This is a genomic window from Psychrobacter aestuarii (assembly GCF_904846035.1).
Lineage (GTDB): Bacteria > Pseudomonadota > Gammaproteobacteria > Pseudomonadales > Moraxellaceae > Psychrobacter > Psychrobacter aestuarii.
Map to the genome: position 1 here is coordinate 922,016 of NZ_CAJGYT010000001.1, position 22,989 is coordinate 945,004.

The 22,989-nt window shown below is 50.0% G+C and carries 19 protein-coding genes and 1 tRNA gene; 5 read left to right on the forward strand and 15 right to left on the reverse strand.

Annotation, left to right across the window (positions count from 1 at the left end; genetic code table 11):
- Window positions 1–23: 23 nt before the first annotated feature.
- The 6 genes from JMW05_RS03815 to JMW05_RS03840 all read right to left on the reverse strand — a co-directional run bounded on the left by JMW05_RS03815 (window position 24) and on the right by JMW05_RS03840 (window position 6,169).
- Window positions 24–1,256, reverse strand: a complete 1,233-nt coding sequence (locus JMW05_RS03815) for an ABC transporter substrate-binding protein (RefSeq protein WP_201504065.1) — start codon at window positions 1,254–1,256, stop codon at window positions 24–26.
- Entirely contained in the window at window positions 1,253–2,290 is a 1,038-nt protein-coding gene (locus JMW05_RS03820) for a FecCD family ABC transporter permease (protein WP_201504066.1), read from the reverse strand. Before JMW05_RS03820 ends, JMW05_RS03815 begins: the two co-directional genes overlap by 4 nt.
- Before the next feature lie 238 nt (window positions 2,291–2,528).
- Window positions 2,529–3,371, reverse strand: coding sequence for a hypothetical protein (locus JMW05_RS03825; RefSeq protein WP_201504067.1), 843 nt, complete (start codon window positions 3,369–3,371; stop codon window positions 2,529–2,531).
- Window positions 3,372–3,455: 84 nt separating this feature from the next.
- The gene (locus JMW05_RS03830) at window positions 3,456–4,229 is read right to left on the reverse strand and encodes an ABC transporter permease (RefSeq protein WP_201505512.1); all 774 of its coding nucleotides are present in this window, start codon (window positions 4,227–4,229) and stop codon (window positions 3,456–3,458) included.
- 32 nt (window positions 4,230–4,261) lie between these two features.
- Window positions 4,262–5,224: an ABC transporter ATP-binding protein gene (locus JMW05_RS03835; protein WP_201504068.1), complete on the reverse strand. Its 963-nt coding sequence runs from the start codon at window positions 5,222–5,224 to the stop codon at window positions 4,262–4,264.
- Between the two features lie 288 nt (window positions 5,225–5,512).
- On the reverse strand, window positions 5,513–6,169 hold the full coding sequence (locus JMW05_RS03840; protein WP_227691430.1) for a c-type cytochrome: 657 nt from the start codon (window positions 6,167–6,169) through the stop codon (window positions 5,513–5,515).
- 339 nt (window positions 6,170–6,508) lie between these two features.
- Between JMW05_RS03840 and JMW05_RS03845 the strand changes: the two genes are divergently transcribed.
- Window positions 6,509–6,585 (forward strand) — tRNA-Arg (locus JMW05_RS03845).
- A 146-nt stretch (window positions 6,586–6,731) separates the two neighbouring features.
- Here JMW05_RS03845 and JMW05_RS03850 read toward each other — a convergent pair.
- A complete protein-coding gene (locus tag JMW05_RS03850; protein WP_201504070.1) occupies window positions 6,732–7,559 on the reverse strand; it encodes a DODA-type extradiol aromatic ring-opening family dioxygenase in 828 nt (275 codons plus the stop codon).
- 37 nt (window positions 7,560–7,596) lie between these two features.
- Entirely contained in the window at window positions 7,597–8,043 is a 447-nt protein-coding gene (locus JMW05_RS03855) for a DoxX family protein (RefSeq protein ID WP_201504071.1), read from the reverse strand.
- Between the two features lie 198 nt (window positions 8,044–8,241).
- On the opposite strand from JMW05_RS03855, the gene JMW05_RS03860 reads away from it, so the two are divergent.
- A complete protein-coding gene (locus tag JMW05_RS03860; RefSeq protein WP_201504072.1) occupies window positions 8,242–9,174 on the forward strand; it encodes a LysR family transcriptional regulator in 933 nt (310 codons plus the stop codon).
- Window positions 9,175–9,191: 17 nt separating this feature from the next.
- Here the strand turns inward: JMW05_RS03860 and JMW05_RS03865 are convergent, their stop codons facing one another.
- From JMW05_RS03865 to JMW05_RS03885, 5 genes are all read right to left on the reverse strand, one after another.
- Entirely contained in the window at window positions 9,192–9,533 is a 342-nt protein-coding gene (locus tag JMW05_RS03865; RefSeq protein ID WP_201504073.1) for a hypothetical protein, read from the reverse strand.
- A 125-nt stretch (window positions 9,534–9,658) separates the two neighbouring features.
- Window positions 9,659–10,660: an adenosine deaminase gene (locus tag JMW05_RS03870; RefSeq protein WP_201505513.1), complete on the reverse strand. Its 1,002-nt coding sequence runs from the start codon at window positions 10,658–10,660 to the stop codon at window positions 9,659–9,661.
- 130 nt (window positions 10,661–10,790) lie between these two features.
- Window positions 10,791–11,321, reverse strand: coding sequence for a TPM domain-containing protein (locus tag JMW05_RS03875; RefSeq protein ID WP_201504074.1), 531 nt, complete (start codon window positions 11,319–11,321; stop codon window positions 10,791–10,793).
- An 83-nt stretch (window positions 11,322–11,404) separates the two neighbouring features.
- Window positions 11,405–12,577: a TPM domain-containing protein gene (locus JMW05_RS03880; protein WP_201504075.1), complete on the reverse strand. Its 1,173-nt coding sequence runs from the start codon at window positions 12,575–12,577 to the stop codon at window positions 11,405–11,407.
- A gap of 77 nt (window positions 12,578–12,654) precedes the next feature.
- Complete coding sequence (locus JMW05_RS03885) at window positions 12,655–13,287, reverse strand: LemA family protein (RefSeq protein WP_201504076.1); 633 nt, start codon at window positions 13,285–13,287, stop codon at window positions 12,655–12,657.
- Window positions 13,288–14,133: 846 nt separating this feature from the next.
- Here JMW05_RS03885 and JMW05_RS03890 point away from each other — a divergent pair.
- Entirely contained in the window at window positions 14,134–15,672 is a 1,539-nt protein-coding gene (locus tag JMW05_RS03890) for an alanine/glycine:cation symporter family protein (protein WP_201504077.1), read from the forward strand.
- Window positions 15,673–16,122: 450 nt separating this feature from the next.
- Here JMW05_RS03890 and JMW05_RS03895 read toward each other — a convergent pair whose 3' ends face one another.
- Window positions 16,123–16,770, reverse strand: a complete 648-nt coding sequence (locus tag JMW05_RS03895; protein ID WP_201504078.1) for a fasciclin domain-containing protein — start codon at window positions 16,768–16,770, stop codon at window positions 16,123–16,125.
- 281 nt (window positions 16,771–17,051) lie between these two features.
- The gene (locus tag JMW05_RS03900; protein WP_201504079.1) at window positions 17,052–17,606 is read right to left on the reverse strand and encodes a fasciclin domain-containing protein; all 555 of its coding nucleotides are present in this window, start codon (window positions 17,604–17,606) and stop codon (window positions 17,052–17,054) included.
- A 401-nt stretch (window positions 17,607–18,007) separates the two neighbouring features.
- Here JMW05_RS03900 and metH point away from each other — a divergent pair, with 401 nt between their 5' ends.
- Both metH and JMW05_RS03910 read left to right on the forward strand, forming a co-directional pair.
- On the forward strand, window positions 18,008–21,799 hold the full coding sequence (gene metH, locus JMW05_RS03905; protein WP_227691538.1) for a methionine synthase: 3,792 nt from the start codon (window positions 18,008–18,010) through the stop codon (window positions 21,797–21,799).
- A gap of 180 nt (window positions 21,800–21,979) precedes the next feature.
- Window positions 21,980–22,915 (forward strand): bile acid:sodium symporter family protein, encoded by a 936-nt coding sequence (locus JMW05_RS03910; protein ID WP_406947466.1) that lies wholly within the window; start codon window positions 21,980–21,982, stop codon window positions 22,913–22,915.
- The last annotated feature ends 74 nt before the right edge of the window (window positions 22,916–22,989 follow it).

Sequence of the window (22,989 nt, forward strand, 5' to 3'; positions counted from 1 at the left end):
CAACCTAAGCGAGCAAGCTACAGTTATGCAAACCAGCTTTTTATCTGATTAATCAATTTTTCGAACCATGACAATTCTTCTTGCGCTGGAGCAGGTTCTGCTTTCGCCGCAGCGCTTGTATTGTTGTTTGCCGCCGTATCACAGGTACTGCCCTCACAGCCGAGTTGAATAAAAAATGTCCCTTCAGGCTGAATCGGTAGGTATTTTTTGTGAAAATCGGCATAGGTTTTTTCAGGGTCAACGTCACTAAAGGCATCAGGATACAGCGCTTTTGCCATAAACTGTGCCGACGCCAAGTCGCCAAGAGAGCGAGAGGCGGTATGATAAATACCGTAGACGCGGTTGTTTTTTACCGCGGGCAGATTGTCCCAGCCATTACGGGTGGTAAAGCCTTTTAGGCGGCGCTGCGCTTCTTCTGCTGGGATATCAATGCCCATCGCCATGGCATTGGGCTGCTTCATGCCCACTTCTGTGCCTGAAATAATAATCACATCAGGCTTGCTGACCAAGACCTGTTCAGGATTGATGGTGCCCCAGTCTTCGATAAATGGCGCGCTGATGTTGTCGCCACCGACCGTATTGGCAATCGCGCCCCACATGTTATTACCAAAAGTAAAGCTGTGTTCTTGGGGTCCTTTATCACCAAACTCGATATAAATTTTTGGTTTTGGCAGGTTTGCTGCTTGCACGCGTTTTTGGATGTCAGCGATGCCATCAGCGTATTCTTGCGCCGCCTCATCAGCAAGCGCTTCTGTACCTGCCAGCTCACCGAAGATTTCGGTACTCTTGGTATGGTTTTTCACAGTTTGGTCATTGTAATCGACCACGACGACAGGAATGTTTGCCGCTTCAAAGCGTGGCATTTCCGCCTTTAGCGTGTCGTACTGCCATTTTGCCAGCACCACCACATCAGGCTTCATCGCGAGGGTTTTTTCAAAAGAAAACGTGCCCGTACTCACGTTGCCGATGTCGCCGATGCTGTTTAGATTGGGCAGTTTTTGGTTGTATAGCGCCCAGCTGCCAGGGTTAAAATCTTCCCAAAACTCGCGTGAAATACCGACCACGTGGCTGAAGTTGTCAGCGCCCGTCGCGGCGATATAATCAGGATAATAAAAGCCCAATACCACCCGCTTGGCAGGCACATCGACTTGGACATCACGCCCGAGCACATCATTAATGGTTTTGACTTCTGCTTGCGCGCTCATCGCCGTTAACATCAAGCCTGCTGCTAATGTCCCGCTAATCCACTTTTTCACCGCTTACTCCAAATAATCCAAAATAAAAAAGGCACGCCCACAAATGACGTCACAATCCCAACGGGAAAGAGCGCGCCTGGAACAATCACTTTTGACAATACTGATGAGAGAGAGAGAAACGCCGCGCCAGCAAGAATGGTCGCGGGTAAAAAGTAACGCTGGTCTTCACCGACCAAAAGCCGTGCCACATGCGGGGCAACCAAGCCAATAAAACCAATCACGCCAACAAAACTGATCGCCGTTGCCGTCATCATCGCCACCAAAACCAAGGTTTTGATACGCAAGCGCGTCAGATTGACCCCAAGGGCGGTCGCTCTATCCTCACCCAGTCTCAGCGCCGTCAGTTTCCAATTGTCGCGCATTAGCAAGGCAATACACACACTACTGACGATGGCGACCACCACCACATTGGTCCACGTCGACTTGGTCAAGCTACCAAACAGCCAAAACAAAATTTGCTGTGATACTTCAGGCGAGGCAATAAATTGCACCAACGACAGCAGCGACTGAAAAATAAACAGCAGCGCAATGCCCACCAATATCAATGTGGCAGCGGCGAACTGTCTGAGTGACGCAAACAAAAACAGCACCGCAGAAGCGACCATGGTCATCAAAAATGCCCCGATAGGCACGGCATATTGCAAAGGCAAACCAAAGCCGCCAAACGCAATCACCATGGAGGCGCCAAATCCCGCCGCCGCCGCCAGCCCCAGCGTATAAGGACTTGCCATGGGGTTATTGAGCAGCGTCTGCATCTCAGCACCGCCCGCACCCAGCGAGCCACCCACCAGTAGCGCCATAAAGGCAATGGGCAAGCGCAAGTCATACACGATGGTACGTGTGGTATCATTAAGACTGCCTGGCTGCAATAAGGCGTTGATGACCTCACCCATCGGTAGCATCGACGGTCCTGTCATCACATCGAGCACCAGACCGAATAGACACGCGGCGGCGAGCGCCAGCAACACCACGCGGCGTTTTGACTCTATGCGGCGCTGCTCTCGAATGATTTGTTCGCTGACGGCTTGAGTCATCTTATATCCAGTTACCAAGGCAACCTTGGGTTACCTTTTATTCTAAAAGATGAGAATTATAATGCTAATGAGGAATATTCGCAATTGATAGTCTTATCTTTCTATGAATTGCGCCCTTGTGTTTACATAATAAAGGCACTATCAGGCAAAAAGACCGCTTTAGGCAATAAAAGAAGCACTGAGCAAAAAAAGCGTTAGTAAGCACACTATCCTACCCTTTATTAGCTGCTGCCCTGCGCTAGCGAATCGGCACCACGCGCCATTCGTCACTGCCCTCAGGTTTGACATAATTAAAGCGCACGCGATAAGCGGCATTGTCATCATAGTTGATGGTGTAGTAATAATCGACCAGCAGGCTGCTGTCCGTCACCCACTCTAGATTGACGCGCGAGGCATGTTTATACGCATCCGCGCCGTTGTAGAAGGCGATGTGCGCCTCAGTAACGTCTGTGCTGTTTTCGTCTTCACGTTCAATATCGTAATAACCGCTGGCTTGTTTTTTTGCAATATTTATATCAATACCACCGGGATAGTCAGAAACGGTTGCCACATACTTACGACTGGGCGAAAAAGCGGGCTGCACCCCTGCAAGCTCTTGATTTAGACCTGTTTTTAAGTTAACAAAGACAGCATGCGAATCTTCAAACCAGTCTTCTCTGATAGTCACTATCTGAGCATCAGCATCGTATGCCTCAAGCCGTAACTGACTACCCTCCTCTTCATTTCGTGATTTCTGCTCCCGAAACGTTAGCGGCAAACGGCGATTGGGCACTTTGATATAAATCGTGTCTTTTTCCCGCGCTAGTGTTTCAGACAGTCCCCATTCCTTGCTCAGTCCATTGTCCCGCGCTTCGGCAATCTCATACATGCATGCATCATAATCAGACTCGCCAGCGGCATTGTACTCCATGTCCAGCTCATTGCATTTTACATATGCCTCATAAGGATATTCTGGCTGAGGCAGCACTTCCCACACGTAATCGCTCATGGCGGCGCGTGGTGCGCTCTCTGCCTGCGCGCTGCCTGCACACAGCACCAGCAGCAAGCCACTGACTTTCACCAGCTTAGTCATTTTTTGCATAAAAAAAGCCCAACAATTTTTTGGGCTATATAGTAAGCAAATGGGTGCCAGAACTCAAGCACCGCTTTGCGATTGGCATGTTTACTACAAACGAATCCGTGAGCCATTGCTGAGCAAGCGATAAGCAATCACATAAAATATCACGCAAAAGGCAAAAATTGCGCCCATCGAGTACCAAACATTAACATCAGAATAGCCCAAGATACCGTAACGGAACGAGTTCACCATATACACGATGGGGTTTAGTAGCGAGATGTTTTGCCAAAAGGGCGACAGATTTTCCATAGAATAAAACACACCGCCCAAATAGGTCAGCGGCGTCAAGACAAAGCTTGGCACGATAGAGATATCATCAAATGAGCGCGCAAATACCGCGTTAATAAAACCGCCGAGCGAAAACAAAATAGACGTACCCAATACGGTAAACATGGTCACAAATAAATGCTCAATGCCCAGCTGTGTAAAGAACAGCGCGACAATCGACACGATGACAGCAATCGCAAGTCCACGGAAGATACCGCCGCTGACATAGCCCATCAATATCGCATGCTTTGAGACAGGCGACACCAAAAGCTCCTCGATACTGGCGGTAAACTTGGCACTAAAAAAGCTCGATACCACATTGGAATAGCTGTTGGTGATAATCGACATCATGATAAGACCAGGCACGATAAACTGCATGTACGGCACGCCGCCCATCTCGCCCACACGTGAGCCAATCATCTTACCAAAGATGACAAAATACAGGCTCATGGTAATCACAGGCGGCAAGAGGGTCTGTGGCCAAATGCGCAAAATACGGCGCACTTCTTTGAGCAAAATGGTACAAAACGAAATCCACTTTTTGTTCCATGACATGGATTTTTTGGTGTCTAGTGCTGGCGTTTGGCTCATAATCCTGCCTCCTTCATGCTGTCTTTGCTGTCAATATTTTTGTCCACTAGGCGCATAAACAGCTCCTCTAAGCGGTTGGCTTTGTTGCGCATACTGGCGACCACCAGCCCTTGCGCTGACAGCTGCTCAAACACTTTATTGAGCGACTCGCCCTCTGTTAAGGTCACCTCGACCGTCTGACTGTCTGGCTGCGTCACTTCGGTCACGCCGTCAAGCTGTACCGTATGATTGGCTGGCGTCTCCAAATCAAAGACAAACGTCTCAACCGACAACTGCGCGAGCAAGTCTTTCATTTCGGTGTTAATACGAATCTCGCCATGATCCAAAATGGCAATGCGTTTACACAACTGCTCGGCTTCTTCTAAATAATGGGTGGTCAAAATAATGGTGGTGTTTTCTTCAACATTGATTTGCTGCATAAAATCCCACATCGAGCGGCGCAGCTCAATGTCCACGCCTGCGGTCGGCTCATCGAGAATCAGCAGTTTGGGCTTATGAATGAGCGCACGCGCAATCATTAAGCGGCGCTTCATACCGCCTGACAGCTCACGTGCCTTATTGCAGCGTTTGTCCCACAGCCCAAGTGCCGTCAGCAAACGCTTGGCACGGGGGCGCGCTTCTTTTGCCGAAATGCCAAAATAGCCTGCTTGGGTGATTAAAATATCTTCAACCTTTTCAAACATATTGAAGTTAAATTCTTGCGGCACCACGCCAAGGTATTGCTTAGCAAGCGATGGATTGGTCAACAAATCCGTGCCAAATATCTCCACGCTGCCTGTGGTCGGCTGAAACAACGAGCTGATGATACCAATCATGGTGGACTTGCCCGCGCCGTTCGGCCCCAATAATGCAAAAAAACCGCCTTGCGGTACGGTTAATGAGACGTCTTTGAGCGCCGAAAATCCATTTTTATAGGTTTTGGACAGATTGTTTATCGATAACGCAGGTACGTCAGACATAAAGGCCTCTACAGTTTGAGATACGAGTATTGCGCCTCGCTATCTTTTGATATGAATATGATGGTAGGGCTCTAATCTGAGGCTACCTATGAGAGATTTCAACCGATAACGGCAGACGGTAACCAATTTACACTATAAGTAAAAGTCATCATAAAGCCCTACTCGATACGCTGTTTATCACTGCTAATGACCACAATAAAACAGCGGATATAAAAACGTAGGACAATAAAAAAACACCCACCTTTTGCAAGGTGAGCGTCTTTTTGATTACAGGTCAAGCGGTGCCGTTTAGCTGGCAGCGGCAACCATGTAATCCACAGCGTTTTGGACTTCTTCGTCTGGAATGTCCGCGCCGCCTTTGGCTGGCATGCTGTTAAAGCCTTCAATCGCATGCTTATACAAGGTGTCTTTGCCTTTGCCGATACGAGCGCCCCAAGCGCCAGCATCACCAAAGGTCGGTGAGCCGAGCAAGCCTGTCGCGTGGCAGGTATGACATACCGCGTTATAGACCGCTTCGCCGTCACGTGGCTCGCCATCTGCTGAAGCGCCTGAACTGCGGGCAGTCACATCACACTCTTCACCTTCAAAGCAAACGGTACCCACAGGGTGGATACGCGCAATCAATGTCGGATACAGACTGATGAGCTTTTGCACTTGCGGGGTGTCTTTGGGGATGGGCTCTTCGTCTTCGGCAGGTGCTGCAGCGGCGGTTTCTTCGCCTTCAGCCGCAGCGTCGCCCTCTGCTGCTGCTTCGCCTTCCGTAGGCGCAGCAGCGTCCGTCGTATCCGCAGCGGCCTGTGGTTCTTCGCCCAGTACCTCAGGTGCCGCTTCTTGTGCGTCTTGCCCTTCTGCAACGTCACTTACGCTCACGGGGGTGTCTACGATTTCCTCAGCTTGGCTCACCGCGATACTAGCGATTCCTAGAATGGCAGCTGCCGATAACATAACTACTTTTCTCATTCGTCACGTTCTCTTATTACATATACAAGTGGTGGCATGCTCGTTATCTGTGCGCCCAGACCCAAAGTTGGTATAAACGTACGTTACGCAACCCTATCAACTTGTAATCGGTGATTATCAGTGTAAATACTCCACAGCATTATAAGGGAAAAGGCGGGTAAATTGCCATGTTTGTTTACAAGCAATCGGCGTTTTTTCGCAAAAAGCATGCATTGCCCGCTTTGTCGATTGGCAAGATATCTTTTATTTGCTAGACTAAGCGGTCTTTAACCGTGGCGAATGCCACCGCGTTATCAGCACACTCCCCATCAGTACACTGCATTTGCGCCCGTAGCTCAGTTGGATAGAGTATCGGTTTCCGAAGCCGAGGGTCGTGGGTTCGACTCCCGCCGGGCGCACCATTCATCACTGCTTATTGCCTTTTTTATAACCGCTTATACCACGCAAACCGCCATGACAACGTAGCGGTATCGCAGCTTTTGCGCCCTTTATTTGCCCCGCGATTTTTGGTAAAAATAAAAGCAATATCAACAAACCATACGACGCCCTACCCGCCAAACTGCCACGCTGACAGCTGCGTTTTTAGCACTTGCTCGGTGTAGATTTTTTGCGCGCCATATTCACCTGCTGCGCCTACCGCGACCATCAGCGGTAACAGATGCTCTTCTGCGCCTATGGGATGCGATATGTGCGCACTTGGGGCGTCTTTCCAGTCTATCAGCGCTGACCATCTGTCATCGGCAGCACGCGCAAGCGTGTCGGTCAGCCAAGTATCAAAACGCTTGGAGGGCGCAGTAAAATTGGCATCCCCATAACCTTTCATATTATGAAAACTCATGCCGCTGGCAATAATCAGCACCCCCTCTTTGCGCAAATCGGCCAGCGCCCGACCCGCCAGCAAATGCGCCTCAGGGTCAAGGTCGTGACGCAGTGACAGTTGCACGACAGGAATATCGGCGTTAGGGAACATTAACTTTAATGGGATAAACACCCCGTGGTCAAAGCCTCTGCTCGGATGCGGCGTGCTGCTAAGCCCCGCTTGCGTCAGCGTCTCACTAATACGCGTCGCCAAATGGGGCGCGCCATTGGCAGGATAAGTCAGCTCATACGTGTGCTTAGGGAAGCCATAATAATCATATATCAGCGCAGGCTGCGCGCTGGCAGTCACGCTAAAGCTCGATGCTTGCCAATGCGCGCTAGTAACGACAATGGCGCTCGGAGCGACGGGCAGTCGCGTGCCAATACTGCTTAAAAACTCCGCCATACCGCGCCACGTATCGGCAGGTTGCCAGTCCATAAAAAAACACGGACCACCGCCATGCGGAATAAAAAACACAGGCTGCGGCATAGGGGCTTTATCTGAGGCAGTATTCATAGCGGTTCGCCTTATCTTAGGGTCGTGTGGCAGTTTTTTAGACGTGCTGCGCGCTGATGGCTTTATCAACGCTCAAATGACCACCGCCTTGAATCATTAGCGCCAGCGTCGCCACCATCAAGGTCAGCGCATACTCGTAGCCATTGTTTGACATAAAAAGGCCATTGCTGATGTGGACGGAGAATATCGCCACCAGCATCGTAAATGCCGACACGAGCGCTGCTGGACGGGTCAGCAAACCCAACACCAATGCCAAGCCGCCAAAGAACTCCGCGCCGCCCGCCAATATCGCCATCAGATAGCCAGGCTCAATGCCAATGCTGGCAAGCCATCCTGCCGTACCTGCCAAGCCATTACCGCCAAACCAACCGAACAGCTTTTGTGCGCCGTGCGCCGCCAAAATCAGACCTACAGGCACGCGTAATACCAATGCCGCATAGCCCGCTTGCGTAGCCAAAATTTTATTAATAAAAGACGTTTGCATAATAAACCCTCTAACATGATGCATAAAAGATGATGTCGCCATCGTAATGAGGTCAGTTTACTATCAACAATTTAAAAGAATAAGCCTGTATTTATTGAATAATTAACAACATATCATGGATAATTAGGAAAAGATGTCGGATGGATAAGCAGATATTTGGCTAACAGTAAGATAAAAAGACTAAATAAAGGACAAAAAATGGACAGAATAGATGCGATGCGCGCTTTTGTCGCGGTCGTCAATGAAGGCAGCTTTAGCAAAGCGGCTGGTAGCTTGGGCCTCTCGCCGCAGCTGGTCAGTAAATACGTCTCAAAGTTAGAAGAAAAGCTGGGCACACGGCTGCTACAGCGCACCACGCGGCAAGTGAGCGTCACAGAAGCAGGCAGTCGGTATTTTATCCATGCGCAGCAGATTTTGCTGAGTATTGATGAGATGGCAGCGCAGTTGAACGGCTTACAGCAAAGCCCCAAAGGCGTCTTACGTATCAGTGCGCCCGTGTCATTTGCGCTCAAGCACATGGTCACGTTGACCCGCGATTTTCAAAAGCGTTATCCAGCGGTCACTATTGATTTGCAGCTGAACGACCGAAAGGTCGATATTATTGAAGAAGGCTTTGATGTGGCGCTGCGTATCGGCGAGCTAAAAAGCTCGTCACTCATTGCCAAGCAGATTGCGCCGGTGCGCGTGGTGCTGTGCGCCGCGCCTGAGTATCTGCGTGAGTACGGCACGCCGACCACACTTGCCGAGCTGGACGACCACCGTTACTTGCACTACAGCTATATGAACATGGAAGCCAAAGGCGTGATTTACGAGTATTTAAAGGCGCGCTATTTTAAGCAAAGCAGCACCTTTTATAGCAATAATGGCGATGTGCTGGTGGAGTCTGCTGGCGCAGGTGCTGGCTTTGTATTGCAGCCGACATTCATCGCCAGCGACGCGCTTGGCACAGGCAAACTGGTGACGATACTGCCGCAATACGAGCCTGAGCCGATACATCTATACGCCGTCTACGCGCACAAAAAACTACTGCCGCATAAGGTGCGCTGTTTTATTGATTTTATCAGTGACTACTATGGCGCACCGCCATATTGGGATAGGGCGGTGCCGTTGGGTGAGGATATAAGGGAGTAAAAATAGTTTTGTGTGGCTTAGACCAGTATTTTTTTAAGCTCAGCTTTACTTGGCGCGCTGTGATAATTGATGACAGCGACATCACCTAAAAGGCGCTCGCCAACAGGGATTTTTTTATCTATCGTAATCATGGCGACTTTCTTATCCTGCTCGGTGATGAGCAAGTGATTGGCACGGCGGGTCACGCGGTAGTGCGCAAACGCCTTTTCAATCAGTGCTGCCGTTTTTTGTAGCGCATCATTACTCGGCGGCGTGCCAGTTTTGCCTGTGGCAGCCTTGTCCCCACGTTTTGAGGCAATCAGCCACAGCACCGCAATCACAGCGATAATTATCAGCAGCCACCATGTTCCATCGATCATCCTATACTCCCTGCATGCACCCAAAAAAATCGTTGTAAAAGCCATAAAAAAAGGCACGACATAGTATCGCACCTCTTTTGTGTCAGGTAAAAGCCGTCTGTCTTAATGCTAACGCCATAGGGCGCTTAGCGTGCTGCTATCGCATCGACCTTGGCAAGGTACGCCGCCTTTTGCGCGTCATCAATGAATGCTGAGCGAAAGCCATTTTTGACCAAGGTCACGACATCGTCTGCACTTAAAGGCAGATGGTCGCACAAGTTGGTAAAGTTTTGGTTCAGATAGCCTTTAAAATAAGCAGGGTCGTCTGAATGGACACTGACGTTCAGACCGTAATCGAGCAAGTCTTTGATATTGTGCTGGTCATAATGGTCAAAAACGCGCAGCTCAATGTTCGAGTTTGGGCAGACGGTCAGCGGCATTTGCGTGTCTTTTAAGCGCAGCATCAGCGTATCGCTATGAATCGACTGTACGCCGTGGTCGATACGGTGGATATTAAGCAAATCCAGCGCTTCATTAATATAAGAAAAGTCCGCCTCTTCACCTGCGTGCGCGACCAGTTTAAAACCGTGCTCAGCGGCGGCTTTGAATACTGCCGCAAATTTTGATGGCGGGTTGCCCACTTCTGAGGAGTCCAGCCCCACACCGATGATGTCATCTTTATAAGGCAGCGCTTCTTCAAGGGTCGCAAAGGCGTCAGCTTCGGACAAATGGCGCAAAAAGCACATGATGATGCAAGAGGTGATGCCGTGCTGACTGTGCGCATCGGCAAGCGCTGCTTTGATACCGCCAATCACTGCGGAAAATGGCACGCCGCGCTCAGTATGCGTCTGCGGGTCAAAGAATATCTCGGTGTGGACGATGTTGTTTTCGAGGCACTTTTCGATATATGCCCACGTCAGGTCATAAAAGTCATCTTGGGTCTGCAGGACGTTTGCGCCTGCATAATAGATGTCCAAAAAGCTCTGTAGGTTGCTAAAATTATAGGCGCGGCGGACATCCTCAATGCTGTCATAAGGAATGGCCACGTTGTTTTTTTTGGCCAACCGAAACATCAGCTCAGGCTCAAGCGAACCTTCAATGTGTAGATGCAGCTCGGCTTTTGGTAGCGCACGAATCAAGTCGGGCATAGCGTGTGTAGGCATAATTAGGCACCACGATACAAATAAAGGCGCGTATTATGCCATATTCTGTCCGCCTGCGCTGACCACTTACGCTACTGTTTGTCGTACTGGTCAGTTTTATATGGGTCGTGCTTTGCTACTTTAGATGTACCACCGTATCGGACAGCTCATTACCTGTCGGGTCGTCCTCAAGGCGATAGTATTGGCGCAGCAGTTGCCCAATCTCTGCAAGCAGCTCGCCGAGGCTGTCCTCTATTTTTTGGTTGCTGATGCCAGACAGCGCTTTGTCACACATCGCCTGCCAAACCGTCGGGCTGACATGCGCGTTGATACCTCGGTCAGCGATGATGTTCAGGCTTTTTTCGCAAATATTGACATACACCAAAATACCCGTGTTTTCTTCCGTGTCCCACACGCGGTACTCACTGAATAGGTCAATAGCGCGCTCTCGGGTATCGGTATGATAGGCCATCTCAATCGGTAAGTGGTTTTCAATGATTAAAAACACCTCGCCACGGTGTCCACGTTCAGCGGCGGTGACCTTTTCGCTCAAACGCGCTTTGACCGCAGGCGTCAACCAGCGGCTGTGCAGCATCGGTACGAACAGCACTTGCCGCCACCAGCGAGACAGGCTGTCTTTGGCCGTAGGCGCCTTGGGTTGTGTCATGGTTGTGTTCCTCAAATATCAATAAACTGTACGCATCTGCGCAAAAATCATGGCGTCATTTGTTGTTATCGTTCTATCATCTATTACCATGAGCCGCCAGCGCCGCCACCACCAAAGCCGCCACCGCCGCCGCCAAAGCCGCCCCCACCGAAGCCGCCGCCGCTACCACCGCCGCCACCAAAACCTGGCACGACAATCATACCGCCGCCGCCACGACCACCGCTTCCGCCTTTACCGCCGCCACCTGAGCGCCGCGAGATTAAGAACATCCACAAAAATATCGCCATAATCAGCGTCATAAAAAAGCCGCCGCCAAGCGCGAGTGACCCTGCAAAAAAACCACCTGCCGTGACCAAAGAGCCAAAGATACGCCCAAGCAGCTGCGTCAAAAAAGTACCAAAGATAAGAGCCATAATAAACAGCACAATGGTCGATGGCGCTTCATCACTGTTTTCTGCCTGTTGACTGGCGGCTGCTTCGTCAGCACGTGCCAGCACTTCAGGGTCTGCGGTCAGGCGCGACTCAATACGATTGATACCCGCGCTTAAACCGCCAGCATAGTCGTTTTGCTTAAAATACGGGGTCATGTCTTCACGGATGATGCGACTGGCGACCACATCAGGTATCACGCCCTCTAATCCGTAACCGGTTAATACATAGACTTCACGATCATTGACCGCCAACACGATGAGCAGACCATCATCGACATCTTCGCGCCCCAACTGCCACTTTTCTGCCACTTGCAACGCATAATCAAAAATAGGCACACCATTGGTCGTGGGCACGATGACCACGGCCGCTTGTGCCAGTCCTTGCTGATAAATGCTTTGTAACTGCGCGGTCAGTTGCTGGTTTTCGCTACTCGTTAAGATATTGGCCTCATCGACCACAGGCGAGTTTAGAATCAGCTTGTCGGCATCGACCGCCGCAGCATTAGAGGTACGCGGTGCAGGAGTATCCTCCGCGCTGGCGGTAGCGATGTCGTCATCACTTGCTGCACGCGGGTTGATGGCGTCGTTATTTAATATGCCATCGTTAATCGCCTCATTACCGAGCACGGCGTCGTTAATGGCTTCATTGCCTTGCCCTGCTCTACTAATCGCCACCACATCATCGACCGCTTGGTCACTGCTGCCAGCAGCTTGGGTGCGCGTGATGGTCGCCTCAGCGTCATTCGGCGCAGCCTGCACCAGCGGCGCACCGCCTATGCCGTACACCAGCAGACTGACTGTCGCTATTTTTTTAAAAACATCCATAACCCGTATTCCACCTAAACGACCGATTTGACCCAAAGTGATGCCAGAAGGCACACAGCCTTCTGTACCGATACCACTTACTGTGCGCTTGCCTCACCTTCATTACCAAAATCAACGCTTGGCGCGGTTGAGATTTCTGCCTCGTTGGCAACACTAAAGTTCTCTTTGGTTTGCATACCAAATACTTTGGCAGTGATGTTGGTTGGGAACTGGCGTACCGTGGTGTTGTAGCCTTGGACTTCTTGGATATAGCGGTTACGCGCCACTGCAATGCGGTTTTCTGTGCCTTCTAGCTGCGCTTGTAGGTCACGGAACAAGGTGTCTGATTTTAGCTCAGGATAACGCTCTGATACCGCCATCAGGCGTGATAGGGCGCTGCCCATCTGTGCCTGCGCTTGTGCATACTGCTCAAGCGCTTGTGGATCGTTTAGCACCTCTGGGGTCACATTGATGCTGCCTGCACGCGAGCGCGCTTCGGCGACTTGGGTAAAGACCTCTTGTTCTTGGTCGGCGTATTGCTTGACCACTTTGACCAAATTGGGAACAAGGTCACTACGGCGCTGATATTGGTTGACCACTTCTGACCAAGCAGCCGTCACTTGCTCGTCTTGTTGTTGCAAGTTGTTATAGCCACAGCCTGTCAAACTCACGGTAGAGGTGGCAAGTACTGCCGATAGCAGTAGCGGTTTGAAAATAGACTGTCGAGTCATGAAAATATCTCCTAATACTTTATTATCTGGCAAACGCTGCCATTTATGCCCTCAATGATGGCGCTATCGCCCCGCTTTTACAATTCGCCGTTACCAAAAAACAACCGCAAAGCCTGCCCATATTTGGCTTTGCAACAGGTTGACGATGCGTCACAATGCACGCCCTGCATCAACACATCCACTATGACTGCCCGTTCACCATACACTGATGGGCTATGGGTTTTATCGTCTATCAAAGCGTATTTTGATAACTATAAAGGGGCAGTTATATTCATTTAGCGCTAAAAAAAGGGACCAAAAACGCACAAAAAGCATATCTATCAGCCCCTTAGATGAATTACATTTATGTATATACCTATTTTTTTGCGGTATTGGCAATTTTGCATGAATATAACTTAGGTTGGCACAAAAACCGCTAGCAATTACCTACGATTTATGGCAAATTGCAGTTACAAGGCAGCACCATTTACATTCATTTGGTATTAGATTTGTAGTGTATTTATTTATAATGATACGCCTTTCTATCAATCTAACCCCAAACGGATATAAATTGCGAAGTAGGTTGCCTATAGACGGTGGGATGTTTGGTCAGTAGTATCCGAGTAGCCATCCCCATTTCGTATCTGTTTTATCCGTAGGGCTCAGATTGGGTCAGCGCTTTGATGTAACATACGGTTGTATACCGCAGATACTATAAAAGCAAAAGGAATTGTGACCGCTGTTTGGCGGATAATACAGATGAATTGTCTTTATTTTCAGTAAAAATCCATGGTCGTAGACCATCCGTTGGCACGATTGCCGCTACGATTACTGTTGATATCTGAGGTTCGTTTAAGGAACACATCTATGGAAAGTTTAGTCAACGCATTAAACGGAATTATCTGGAGCAGTGCGCTCATCTATCTGTGCTTAGGCGCAGGTCTGTTCTACTCTATCATGACGCGCTTTGTGCAAGTGCGTTTGTTCAAAGAAATGATTCGCCTACTGTTCAGTGGCAAATCAAGTGACGACGGTATTTCATCCTTTCAGGCGCTTGCGGTATCACTCGCAGGTCGTGTCGGTATGGGCAACATCGCTGGTGTCGCCGCCGCCATCGGTTTTGGTGGTCCTGGTGCGGTATTTTGGATGTGGGTCGTTGCGTTCTTAGGCGCATCAACTGCGTATGTCGAATCAACGCTCGCTCAGATTTATAAAGAAAAAGATATGGTCACGGGTCAATACCGTGGTGGTCCTGCGTACTATTTTGAGCGCGCATTGGGTCAACGCTGGTACGGTGTGGTCTTCGCCATCTCATCAATCCTAGCGTGTGGTATCTTCTTGCCAGGCGTACAGGCGAACGGCGTTATCAACGCATTCACTCAGGTTCTGGGTGAAGGTACTACCATGAACGTTATGGGTATGGATGTTGGCTCTATGCGTCTGACAGCATTGGTCATTATCCTTATTGTATTGGGCATCATCATTTTCGGTGGTATCAAACGTATCGCAACCTTTACCGAATTTGCCGTTCCTTTCATGGCAATCGGCTACATCGCGCTTGCCCTTATCATCATGTTCCTAAACTTCGACATGATTCCTACCGTGTTCGGTAGCATCATCGGCGACGCATTCAGCGCGCAGGCTGGCTTTGGTGCGGCGATTGGTTGGGGTGTAAAACGTGGTATTTACTCAAACGAAGCAGGTCAGGGTACAGGTCCTCACGCGGCGGGTGCGGCAGAAGTCGATCACCCAGCACAGCAGGGCTTGGTACAGGCATTCTCAGTTTACGTTGATACCCTACTCGTGTGTTCTGCAACTGCGTTCATGATTTTGACCATGGGCACGTACAACATCCAAGGTACGCTACCAGAAGGTCAGTTCATCGTACAAAACGTCGCAGCGGCTACTGAAATCAACTCACCTGCCTTTACGCAAATGGCAATGGAATCGTTCTACGGCGGCGTTGGTGATACCTTTATTGCGATTGCGGTATTCTTCTTCGCTTTCACCACCATCCTAGCGTACTACTACATCGCTGAAGTCAACGTGGCGTACCTAACCCGCTTTGTCAGTCAAAATGCCAATAAGCTTGGTTTGACACTGGTTAAAATCGTCATCATGATTATGGTTGCCTACGGCGGTCTAAACTCAGCAGGCTACATCTGGGGTCTTGGTGATATCGGTGTAGGCTTGATGGCATGGCTTAACATCTTGGGTATCTTGGTCATCTTCTTTGTGGCGCGCCCAACCATCACTATCCTCAAAGACTACGAAGCACAGCGTAAAGCTGGCGTCAGTCAGTACACTTTTGATCCAGCCAAATTCGGTATCAAGAATGCACCATACTGGGAAGAACGCTGTGAAGCACGTGCTAAAGCTGACTTGGATAAGACACCACGTCCATAACCTTCTTACCTCTTAATTGAAACATTAGCAGCCCAAGTTCATACTTGGGCTGCTTTTTTATACGTGCTTTCGATTGGTGTTAACAGGCGCGCTACTAACTCACAGCCCCTATCCATCAGTATATCGCTATAGGCAATAGGTAGCGCCACAATACTTAAATATGTGCAAGTCGTCATCAGCGCATCATAGCGTGTCATGCATGCCTATCTCCCCCATACGCCGCTTACAAGCTGCGCTATGTCCCTTTGCTATGCAAGTTAGGATACCCCCTTACAGATACGACTCAAACGTGAGCATTGCCCTATTGTGTGCCTGCGTTCTTCTTGATGTGTCTGAACCTGCGTGTGTCCAATAGCCATAAAAAAACCCAACCAAAACGGCTGGGTTTTTTGTCTTTAACAGATGGTTATAGCTTACGCTTGGTAGGCTAAACTGTTTACTGTACGGTGATTATTTAGGCATCAATACGGTGTCGATAGTATGTACCACACCATTGGTTGCCATCATGTCTGTACCGACGATTTTGGCTTTGTTGCCACTGGCATCAGTGATGGTGTTGTCTTCGCTGATTGAGATGGTGCCGCCATTTTCGGTTTCAATGTCTTGACCGTAAGGGATATCTGCCGCTTTCACGACTTTACCCACAACGTGGTATGGCAGTACTTTTTTCAGCGTTTCGGTGTCAGCCAATAGCTCTTCTTTGGTCTTGCCCATGTCAGTCAATAGCTTGTTAAACGCTTCGTCTGTTGGTGCAAATACAGTGTACTCGCCGCTTTCCATCAACATGGTGTCTAGACCTGCTGCTTTTAGTGCAGCCGTCAATACGGTTAGGTTTTCATTGGCTGCTGCCATCTCGCCGATGCTTTGGGTCGCCATGCCGTCCGCTGCCATATCGTCAGCAGGCATCGCGCTTGCGTCTGCTTCTGGCATTGTTTCTGCTGGCATTTCTGTTTCAGGGGTCATTTCCTGATCAGCAGTCATTGGTGCTTCTGTTTCTGCAGGGGTTTCAGTTTCGGCGGTATCGTTGTTGCTACACGCTGCCAATGGCAAAGTCATGGCAACCGCTAGAGGCAATAATGTCGTTTTTAGATTAAACATGGTATATCCTTATTATGTAGTAGTGACAGATAAAATACACGAAACAAAAAATCACACCATTCAATGCACGCTAGCGATACGTCGATAATGCCAAAAGTGGCGACAAAATAAGCTTGAACATTGTGTTGGTTGTTGTGCTTTTATTGTTGATTATAGGGCTGTGGTTAATGGTTTGGCGAACGAGCCGCCGCTTTAGTCTAAAATTGCCAATATGGACGTACTCAATATTGGCAATTAGAATCATACGCTTGTCTCGTCATACAACAGGTTGTATAACGGATTTATTTTGGTAACAATACTTTATCGATAACGTGTACCACGCCGTTGTTGGCTTTGATATCCGTCTTCACGATGTTGGCAGTACGACCGTTTTCGTCTTTTAGCTTGCCATCAGTGGTAATCATCAGCGTATCTTTGCTGGCGGTCATGACGTTGCCTGGCTTCACGTCTTTTGCATAAACAGGCATGGTGCCGTTCAATACGTGGTAGCCTAAGATTTTGGTCAATAGTGGCTTGTTGGCGAACAGCTGCGCTTTGGTCATGCCAGTTTCTTTAAGCACTTCCATAAACGCTTGGTTGGTTGGCGCGAATACAGTGAAGTGTGCGTCTGGGTTTGACAGTGCGTTACCGAGACCTGCTGCTTGTACCGCTTCGACCAATAGTGAAAAGTCTTTGTTATGCTGGGCGATTTGTACCACGTTCATGTTGTCCATGGCTTTATCGTGCATTGGCATGTCATTTGACATCTTGTCATGCGTCATCATGTTGTTACAAGCACTTAGACCCGCAACTGAAACCGCGAGCGCACCGATGGTAGCCAATTTGGTCAGTTTCATAATAGTGTCCTTAATTATCGATTGATTTTGATTTTTAAAATGTGGGCCATTGCGAAAACGTACCCGATATGTCAGCGAATTTGCTAAAGTTAAACTAACATAGTTGCTAGGAAATACCGCCAGCCTCTAAGGTTATTTTTGTAATACTGATGTAACGTCTCCTTGCCCACGTAGCACAGTTGTTCGTATATGTTTATCAATATTTGTTCCTTTTTTAAGACCGCTTGTAAATATTTAACTTATCTGTGTGGTTTTTTTTAGTCCAAAAAACTGCCCTGTACACGCCATCTGACGCCTTGATTGCGTCTGTTTCGTGCTAAGATGTAAGCCGTTTTCAGCTTTGTTTTTATTCTTCTTTTTCCTCTTTTTTTGATAATTTAAGCAGTGCTTTTATGACTTCGATGACCGCTTCACAGACCGATACTAAGCTTGCACCTTTAAGTGAGATGCCTGCTGATAATTTTGTGCTTACCCCGCCTGAGGTGTTCCCCTTTAAAGACGCGCAGCTGACGGCGCGTACGCGTATGACGGCGGCGCTTAACGCGCGCATTTTGATGCTCGATGGCGCAATGGGCACGCAGATTCAGACCTATAAGTTAGAGGAAGTGGACTATCGCGGCGCGCGCTTTGCAGACATTACCCAAGAGGTGAAAGGCAACAATGATTTGCTGGTGCTGAGCAAGCCTGAGCTGATTCAAAAGATTCATGGCGACCATTTGGCGGCAGGTGCGGACATCATCGAGACCAACAGCTTTAACGGTACGCGTCTGTCGATGGCAGATTATGATATGGAGTATCTGGTGCCTGAGATTAACCGCGTAGCGGCGCAACTCGCGCGCGCGGCAGCAGATGAATACAGCGCCAAAACGCCTGATAAGCCGCGCTTTGTGGCAGGGGTTTTGGGTCCAACTTCGCGCACTTGCTCGATATCGCCTGATGTCAATGACCCCGCCTACCGCAACGTGACCTTTGACCAGCTGGTACTCAATTACCGCGAGGCAACGCTGGCATTGATTGAAGGCGGCGTGGACATCATTTTGATTGAGACCATCTTTGACACCCTAAATGCTAAGGCGGCGATTTTTGCGGTGCTTGAGGTGTTTGATGATATTGGCTTTGAGCTGCCGATTATGATTTCGGGCACGATTACCGATGCCTCAGGGCGCACGCTGTCAGGACAAACGGCGGAAGCCTTTTATAACTCGATTCGCCATGCCAAGCCCATCTCGGTTGGCTTTAACTGTGCGCTCGGTGCCGATGCGCTAAAGCCGCACATTCAGACGCTCTCTGACATTGCCGATTGCTACGTGTCCGCGCACCCGAACGCTGGCTTGCCCAACGAGTTTGGCGAATATGACGAGACCGCCGAAGAAACGGCAGCGCTGCTCGAGAGCTTTGCCAAATCAGGTATTTTAAACATCGTCGGTGGCTGCTGTGGTACGACGCCTGCGCATATTCGCAGCATCGCCGATATGGTAGCAAACTACCCACCGCGCAGCATTCCTACCATTGCGCCCGCCTGCCGATTGTCGGGGCTAGAGCCATTTAACATCACCAAAGACAGTCTATTCGTCAACGTCGGTGAGCGTACCAACGTCACAGGCTCCAAGAAGTTTTTGCGCCTGATTAAAACCGAAGCCTACACCGAGGCGCTGGATGTAGCACGCGACCAAGTCGAGGGCGGCGCGCAAATCGTCGATATCAACATGGACGAAGGGATGCTCGACTCCAAGCAGGCGATGATTCACTTTGTCAACCTCGTCTCAGGCGAGCCTGATATCAGCCGCGTGCCCTTGATGATTGACTCGTCAAAATGGGACATTATTGAGGAAGGGCTCAAACGCACGCAAGGTAAAGCGGTGGTCAACTCCATCTCCTTAAAAGAAGGCTATGAGGAATTCGTGGACAAGGCGCGTCTGTGTATGCGCTACGGCGCGGCGGTCATCGTCATGGCATTCGATGAAGACGGGCAAGCGGACACCGAGCAGCGCAAGATTGACATCTGTAAGCGCAGCTATGACATCTTGGTCGATGAAGTGGGCTTTCCGAGCGAAGACATTATCTTTGATCCCAATATCTTTGCGGTCGCCACAGGCATCACCGAGCACAACAACTATGGCGCGGACTTTATCAACGCCACCAAATGGATTACCGACAATCTGCCCAATGCCATGGTCTCAGGCGGCGTGTCAAACGTGTCGTTCAGCTTCCGTGGCAACCCCATCCGCGAAGCGATTAACGCCGTATTCTTGTATCACGCCATTCAAAACGGTCTAACCATGGGTATCGTCAACCCATCGATGCTCGAGGTGTATGACGAAATCCCGCTGGACGCCCGCAATGCCATCGAAGATGTGATGCTGAACCAAAACCAAGGCGACAGCGGTCAAGACGCCACCGAGCGCCTGATGACCATCGCCGAGCATTATCAATCGGGCGGCAAGAAAAAAGACAGCGGTGCAGACCTCACTTGGCGCGAAGATACCGTCGAAAAACGCATCGCGCACGCGCTGATTAAAGGCATCACCACCTATATCGACGCCGATACCGAAGAGGCGCGCCTCAAGTACGACCGCCCACTCGATGTCATCGAAGGACCTTTGATGGATGGCATGAACATCGTCGGTGACCTATTTGGCGCGGGCAAAATGTTCTTACCGCAGGTGGTCAAATCGGCACGCGTCATGAAGCAATCGGTCGCGTGGCTAAACCCCTATATCGAAGCCGAAAAAGTCGAAGGCGAAACCAAAGGTAAAGTCCTGATGGCGACCGTCAAAGGCGACGTGCACGATATCGGCAAAAACATCGTCGGCGTGGTGCTCGGCTGTAATGGCTATGACATCATTGACCTCGGCGTCATGGTACCGTGTGAAAAAATCCTCGATACCGCCATCAAAGAGAACGTCGATGTCATCGGGCTATCAGGGCTCATCACCCCAAGCCTTGATGAAATGGTCTATGTCGCCAAGCAAATGCAAGAGCGCGGCATGACTCTGCCGTTGATGATTGGCGGTGCGACCACCTCAAAAGCGCATACCGCCGTCAAAATCGAGCCACAATATCAAAACGATGCCGTCATCTATGTCGCCGATGCCTCACGCGCGGTCGGTGTGGTGACCAAGTTACTCTCCAAAGAAAACCGCGTCGCCCTCATCGAAGACACACGCGCAGAATATGTCGCCGTGCGTGAGCGCCTTGCCAAGCGCCAACCCAAAGCCGCAAAACTGTCCTATGCCGAATCGGTCGAGATGGGCTTTGCCTTTGATTGGGAGAGCTATACCCCGCCTGTGCCCAATAAACTCGGACAAACCGTGCTGGACGACTATCCGCTAGACAATCTGCTCCCATATATCGACTGGACGCCGTTCTTTATCTCGTGGGGACTGGTGGGCAAATACCCCAAAATCCTAAAGGATGACGTGGTGGGCGAAGAAGCGACCGACCTATATAACAACGCGCAAACCTTGTTACGACAAATGATTGATGAGCGTCTCATCAGCGCAAAAGGCGTGTTCAGCCTGATGCCCGCCCGCCGTACAGACGCGGACACCGTGACCGTCTATGACGCCGAGCCCAGCCAAGGCGGACAGCCCACGCATCAGTTTGAGCACCTGCGCCAACAAAGCGACAAAGCCAGCGGCAAGCCCAACTTTAGCCTTGCTGACTTTATTTCGCCATCGGAGTCGCACACCGACTATTTGGGCGGCTTTACCGTCTCCATCATCGGTGCTGAAACGCTGGCTGAGGACTACAAAGCACGCGGCGACGACTACAACGCCATCATGGTACAAGCGCTGTGCGACCGCCTTGCCGAAGCCTTTGCCGAGCATCTGCACGAGCTGATCCGTAAAGACTATTGGGGCTATCAGCCCAGCGAAGCGCTGAGCAATGACGAGCTGATTAAAGAAAAATACGTCGGCATCCGCCCCGCCCCTGGCTATCCCGCCTGCCCTGAGCATACCGAAAAAGGCAAGCTCTTTGACTGGCTGGGTACGGTCGATGCCATCGGCACGACACTCACCGAAAGCTACGCCATGTGGCCTGCCTCCTCGGTCAGCGGCTTTTATTATTCGCACCCTGATAGCGAATACTTTAATGTCGGTAAAATCAGCCGCGACCAGCTCGAGAGCTACGCCGAGCGTAAAGGCTGGGATATGAAAACAGCGGAAAAGTGGCTTAATCCAAACCTATAGCCCCTTAACCACATAAAACACAGGCTTATTCATGAACGCATGGATAAGCTTTTTTTGTGCCCGTCTACCCGAGCAAACTTATCGCTGCCCTTAACACAACCGATTGTTATCATTTTGCCTTGCTGTGCGTGTTAAGTTATTCCTTGCTTTGTTATTTATTAAAGGATGATACTTGCCGTGATTCTCAATCAGATTGCACAACTCTCAAGCTGGATTGGCAAAACCTTTGCTATCTGGGCATTGGTCAGCGCCGTGTTAGGCTTTGTTTTTCCCGATATTTTTTCCGCGCTCGCGTTTTTGATCGTGCCGATATTGGGCATTATCATGTTTGGGATGGGCATGACGCTAAAGACGGATGACTTTATCGAGATTATCAAACGTCCCAAGCCTGTACTGATTGGACTACTCGCGCAATTTACTCTCATGCCCCTGATTGCTTATCTGCTCACGGTGGTCTTTCACCTTGATCCGCTGATTGCGGTCGGGGTCATCTTGGTCGGCTGCTGTCCTGGTGGCACATCGAGCAATGTCATCACCTTTTTGGCAAAGGGCGATGTCGCGCTCAGTGTCGCGATTACCTCCATATCTACCCTGCTCGCGCCCTTTTTGACGCCGCTGCTGCTCAGCCTGTTCGCAGGTCAGCTGATTGATATCGACCTAGCAAACATGATGCTGACGATTACCAAAATCGTCATCGTGCCCATCGTCTTGGGTATCGTATTTCATAAGCTGCTCGGTGACAGGGTCGAGTTCGCCACCGCCGTACTGCCGATAGTGTCGGTGCTGGGCATCTCTATCATCATCGCGGCAGTGGTCGCGGTGTCCAAAGCGACCATCTTAGACAGCGGCGCGCTGGTGTTTATGGTCGTCGCTCTACATAATATGATCGGCTATACGCTCGGCTACACCATCGCTCGCGTGCTCGGCTTTAGTGAGCGCCAACGCCGCGCCATTATGGTCGAGGTGGGGATGCAAAACTCAGGACTGGGCGCTGCCCTCGCGGCAACGTACTTTAACCCCGTCGCCGCGCTACCAAGTGCGATATTTAGTGTGTGGCATAACTTTAGCGGCGCGCTGGTGGCGAATATTTTTGCGAAGCGAGATGATGTTGTTTAAATAGATAACTGGTTTAGATTATTAATAATGGCGTATTCAAATCGATTTGGATACGCTATTTTTTATGACTCGTT

Coding starts and splice junctions, on each gene's coding strand:
- JMW05_RS03895 (WP_201504078.1), bottom strand. CDS start 16,770: ATGTTTAATCTAAAAACGACATTATTGCCTCTAGCGGTTGCCATGACT.
- JMW05_RS03860 (WP_201504072.1), top strand. CDS start 8,242: ATGGACAGAATAGATGCGATGCGCGCTTTTGTCGCGGTCGTCAATGAA.
- JMW05_RS03825 (WP_201504067.1), bottom strand. CDS start 3,371: ATGCAAAAAATGACTAAGCTGGTGAAAGTCAGTGGCTTGCTGCTGGTG.
- JMW05_RS03855 (WP_201504071.1), bottom strand. CDS start 8,043: ATGCAAACGTCTTTTATTAATAAAATTTTGGCTACGCAAGCGGGCTAT.
- JMW05_RS03840 (WP_227691430.1), bottom strand. CDS start 6,169: ATGTTATCGGCAGCTGCCATTCTAGGAATCGCTAGTATCGCGGTGAGC.
- JMW05_RS03850 (WP_201504070.1), bottom strand. CDS start 7,559: ATGAATACTGCCTCAGATAAAGCCCCTATGCCGCAGCCTGTGTTTTTT.
- JMW05_RS03830 (WP_201505512.1), bottom strand. CDS start 4,229: ATGTCATGGAACAAAAAGTGGATTTCGTTTTGTACCATTTTGCTCAAA.
- JMW05_RS03835 (WP_201504068.1), bottom strand. CDS start 5,224: ATGTCTGACGTACCTGCGTTATCGATAAACAATCTGTCCAAAACCTAT.
- JMW05_RS03870 (WP_201505513.1), bottom strand. CDS start 10,660: ATGCCCGACTTGATTCGTGCGCTACCAAAAGCCGAGCTGCATCTACAC.
- JMW05_RS03820 (WP_201504066.1), bottom strand. CDS start 2,290: ATGACTCAAGCCGTCAGCGAACAAATCATTCGAGAGCAGCGCCGCATA.
- JMW05_RS03875 (WP_201504074.1), bottom strand. CDS start 11,321: ATGACACAACCCAAGGCGCCTACGGCCAAAGACAGCCTGTCTCGCTGG.
- JMW05_RS03880 (WP_201504075.1), bottom strand. CDS start 12,577: ATGGATGTTTTTAAAAAAATAGCGACAGTCAGTCTGCTGGTGTACGGC.
- metH (WP_227691538.1), top strand. CDS start 18,008: ATGACCGCTTCACAGACCGATACTAAGCTTGCACCTTTAAGTGAGATG.
- JMW05_RS03890 (WP_201504077.1), top strand. CDS start 14,134: ATGGAAAGTTTAGTCAACGCATTAAACGGAATTATCTGGAGCAGTGCG.
- JMW05_RS03865 (WP_201504073.1), bottom strand. CDS start 9,533: ATGATCGATGGAACATGGTGGCTGCTGATAATTATCGCTGTGATTGCG.
- JMW05_RS03885 (WP_201504076.1), bottom strand. CDS start 13,287: ATGACTCGACAGTCTATTTTCAAACCGCTACTGCTATCGGCAGTACTT.
- JMW05_RS03900 (WP_201504079.1), bottom strand. CDS start 17,606: ATGAAACTGACCAAATTGGCTACCATCGGTGCGCTCGCGGTTTCAGTT.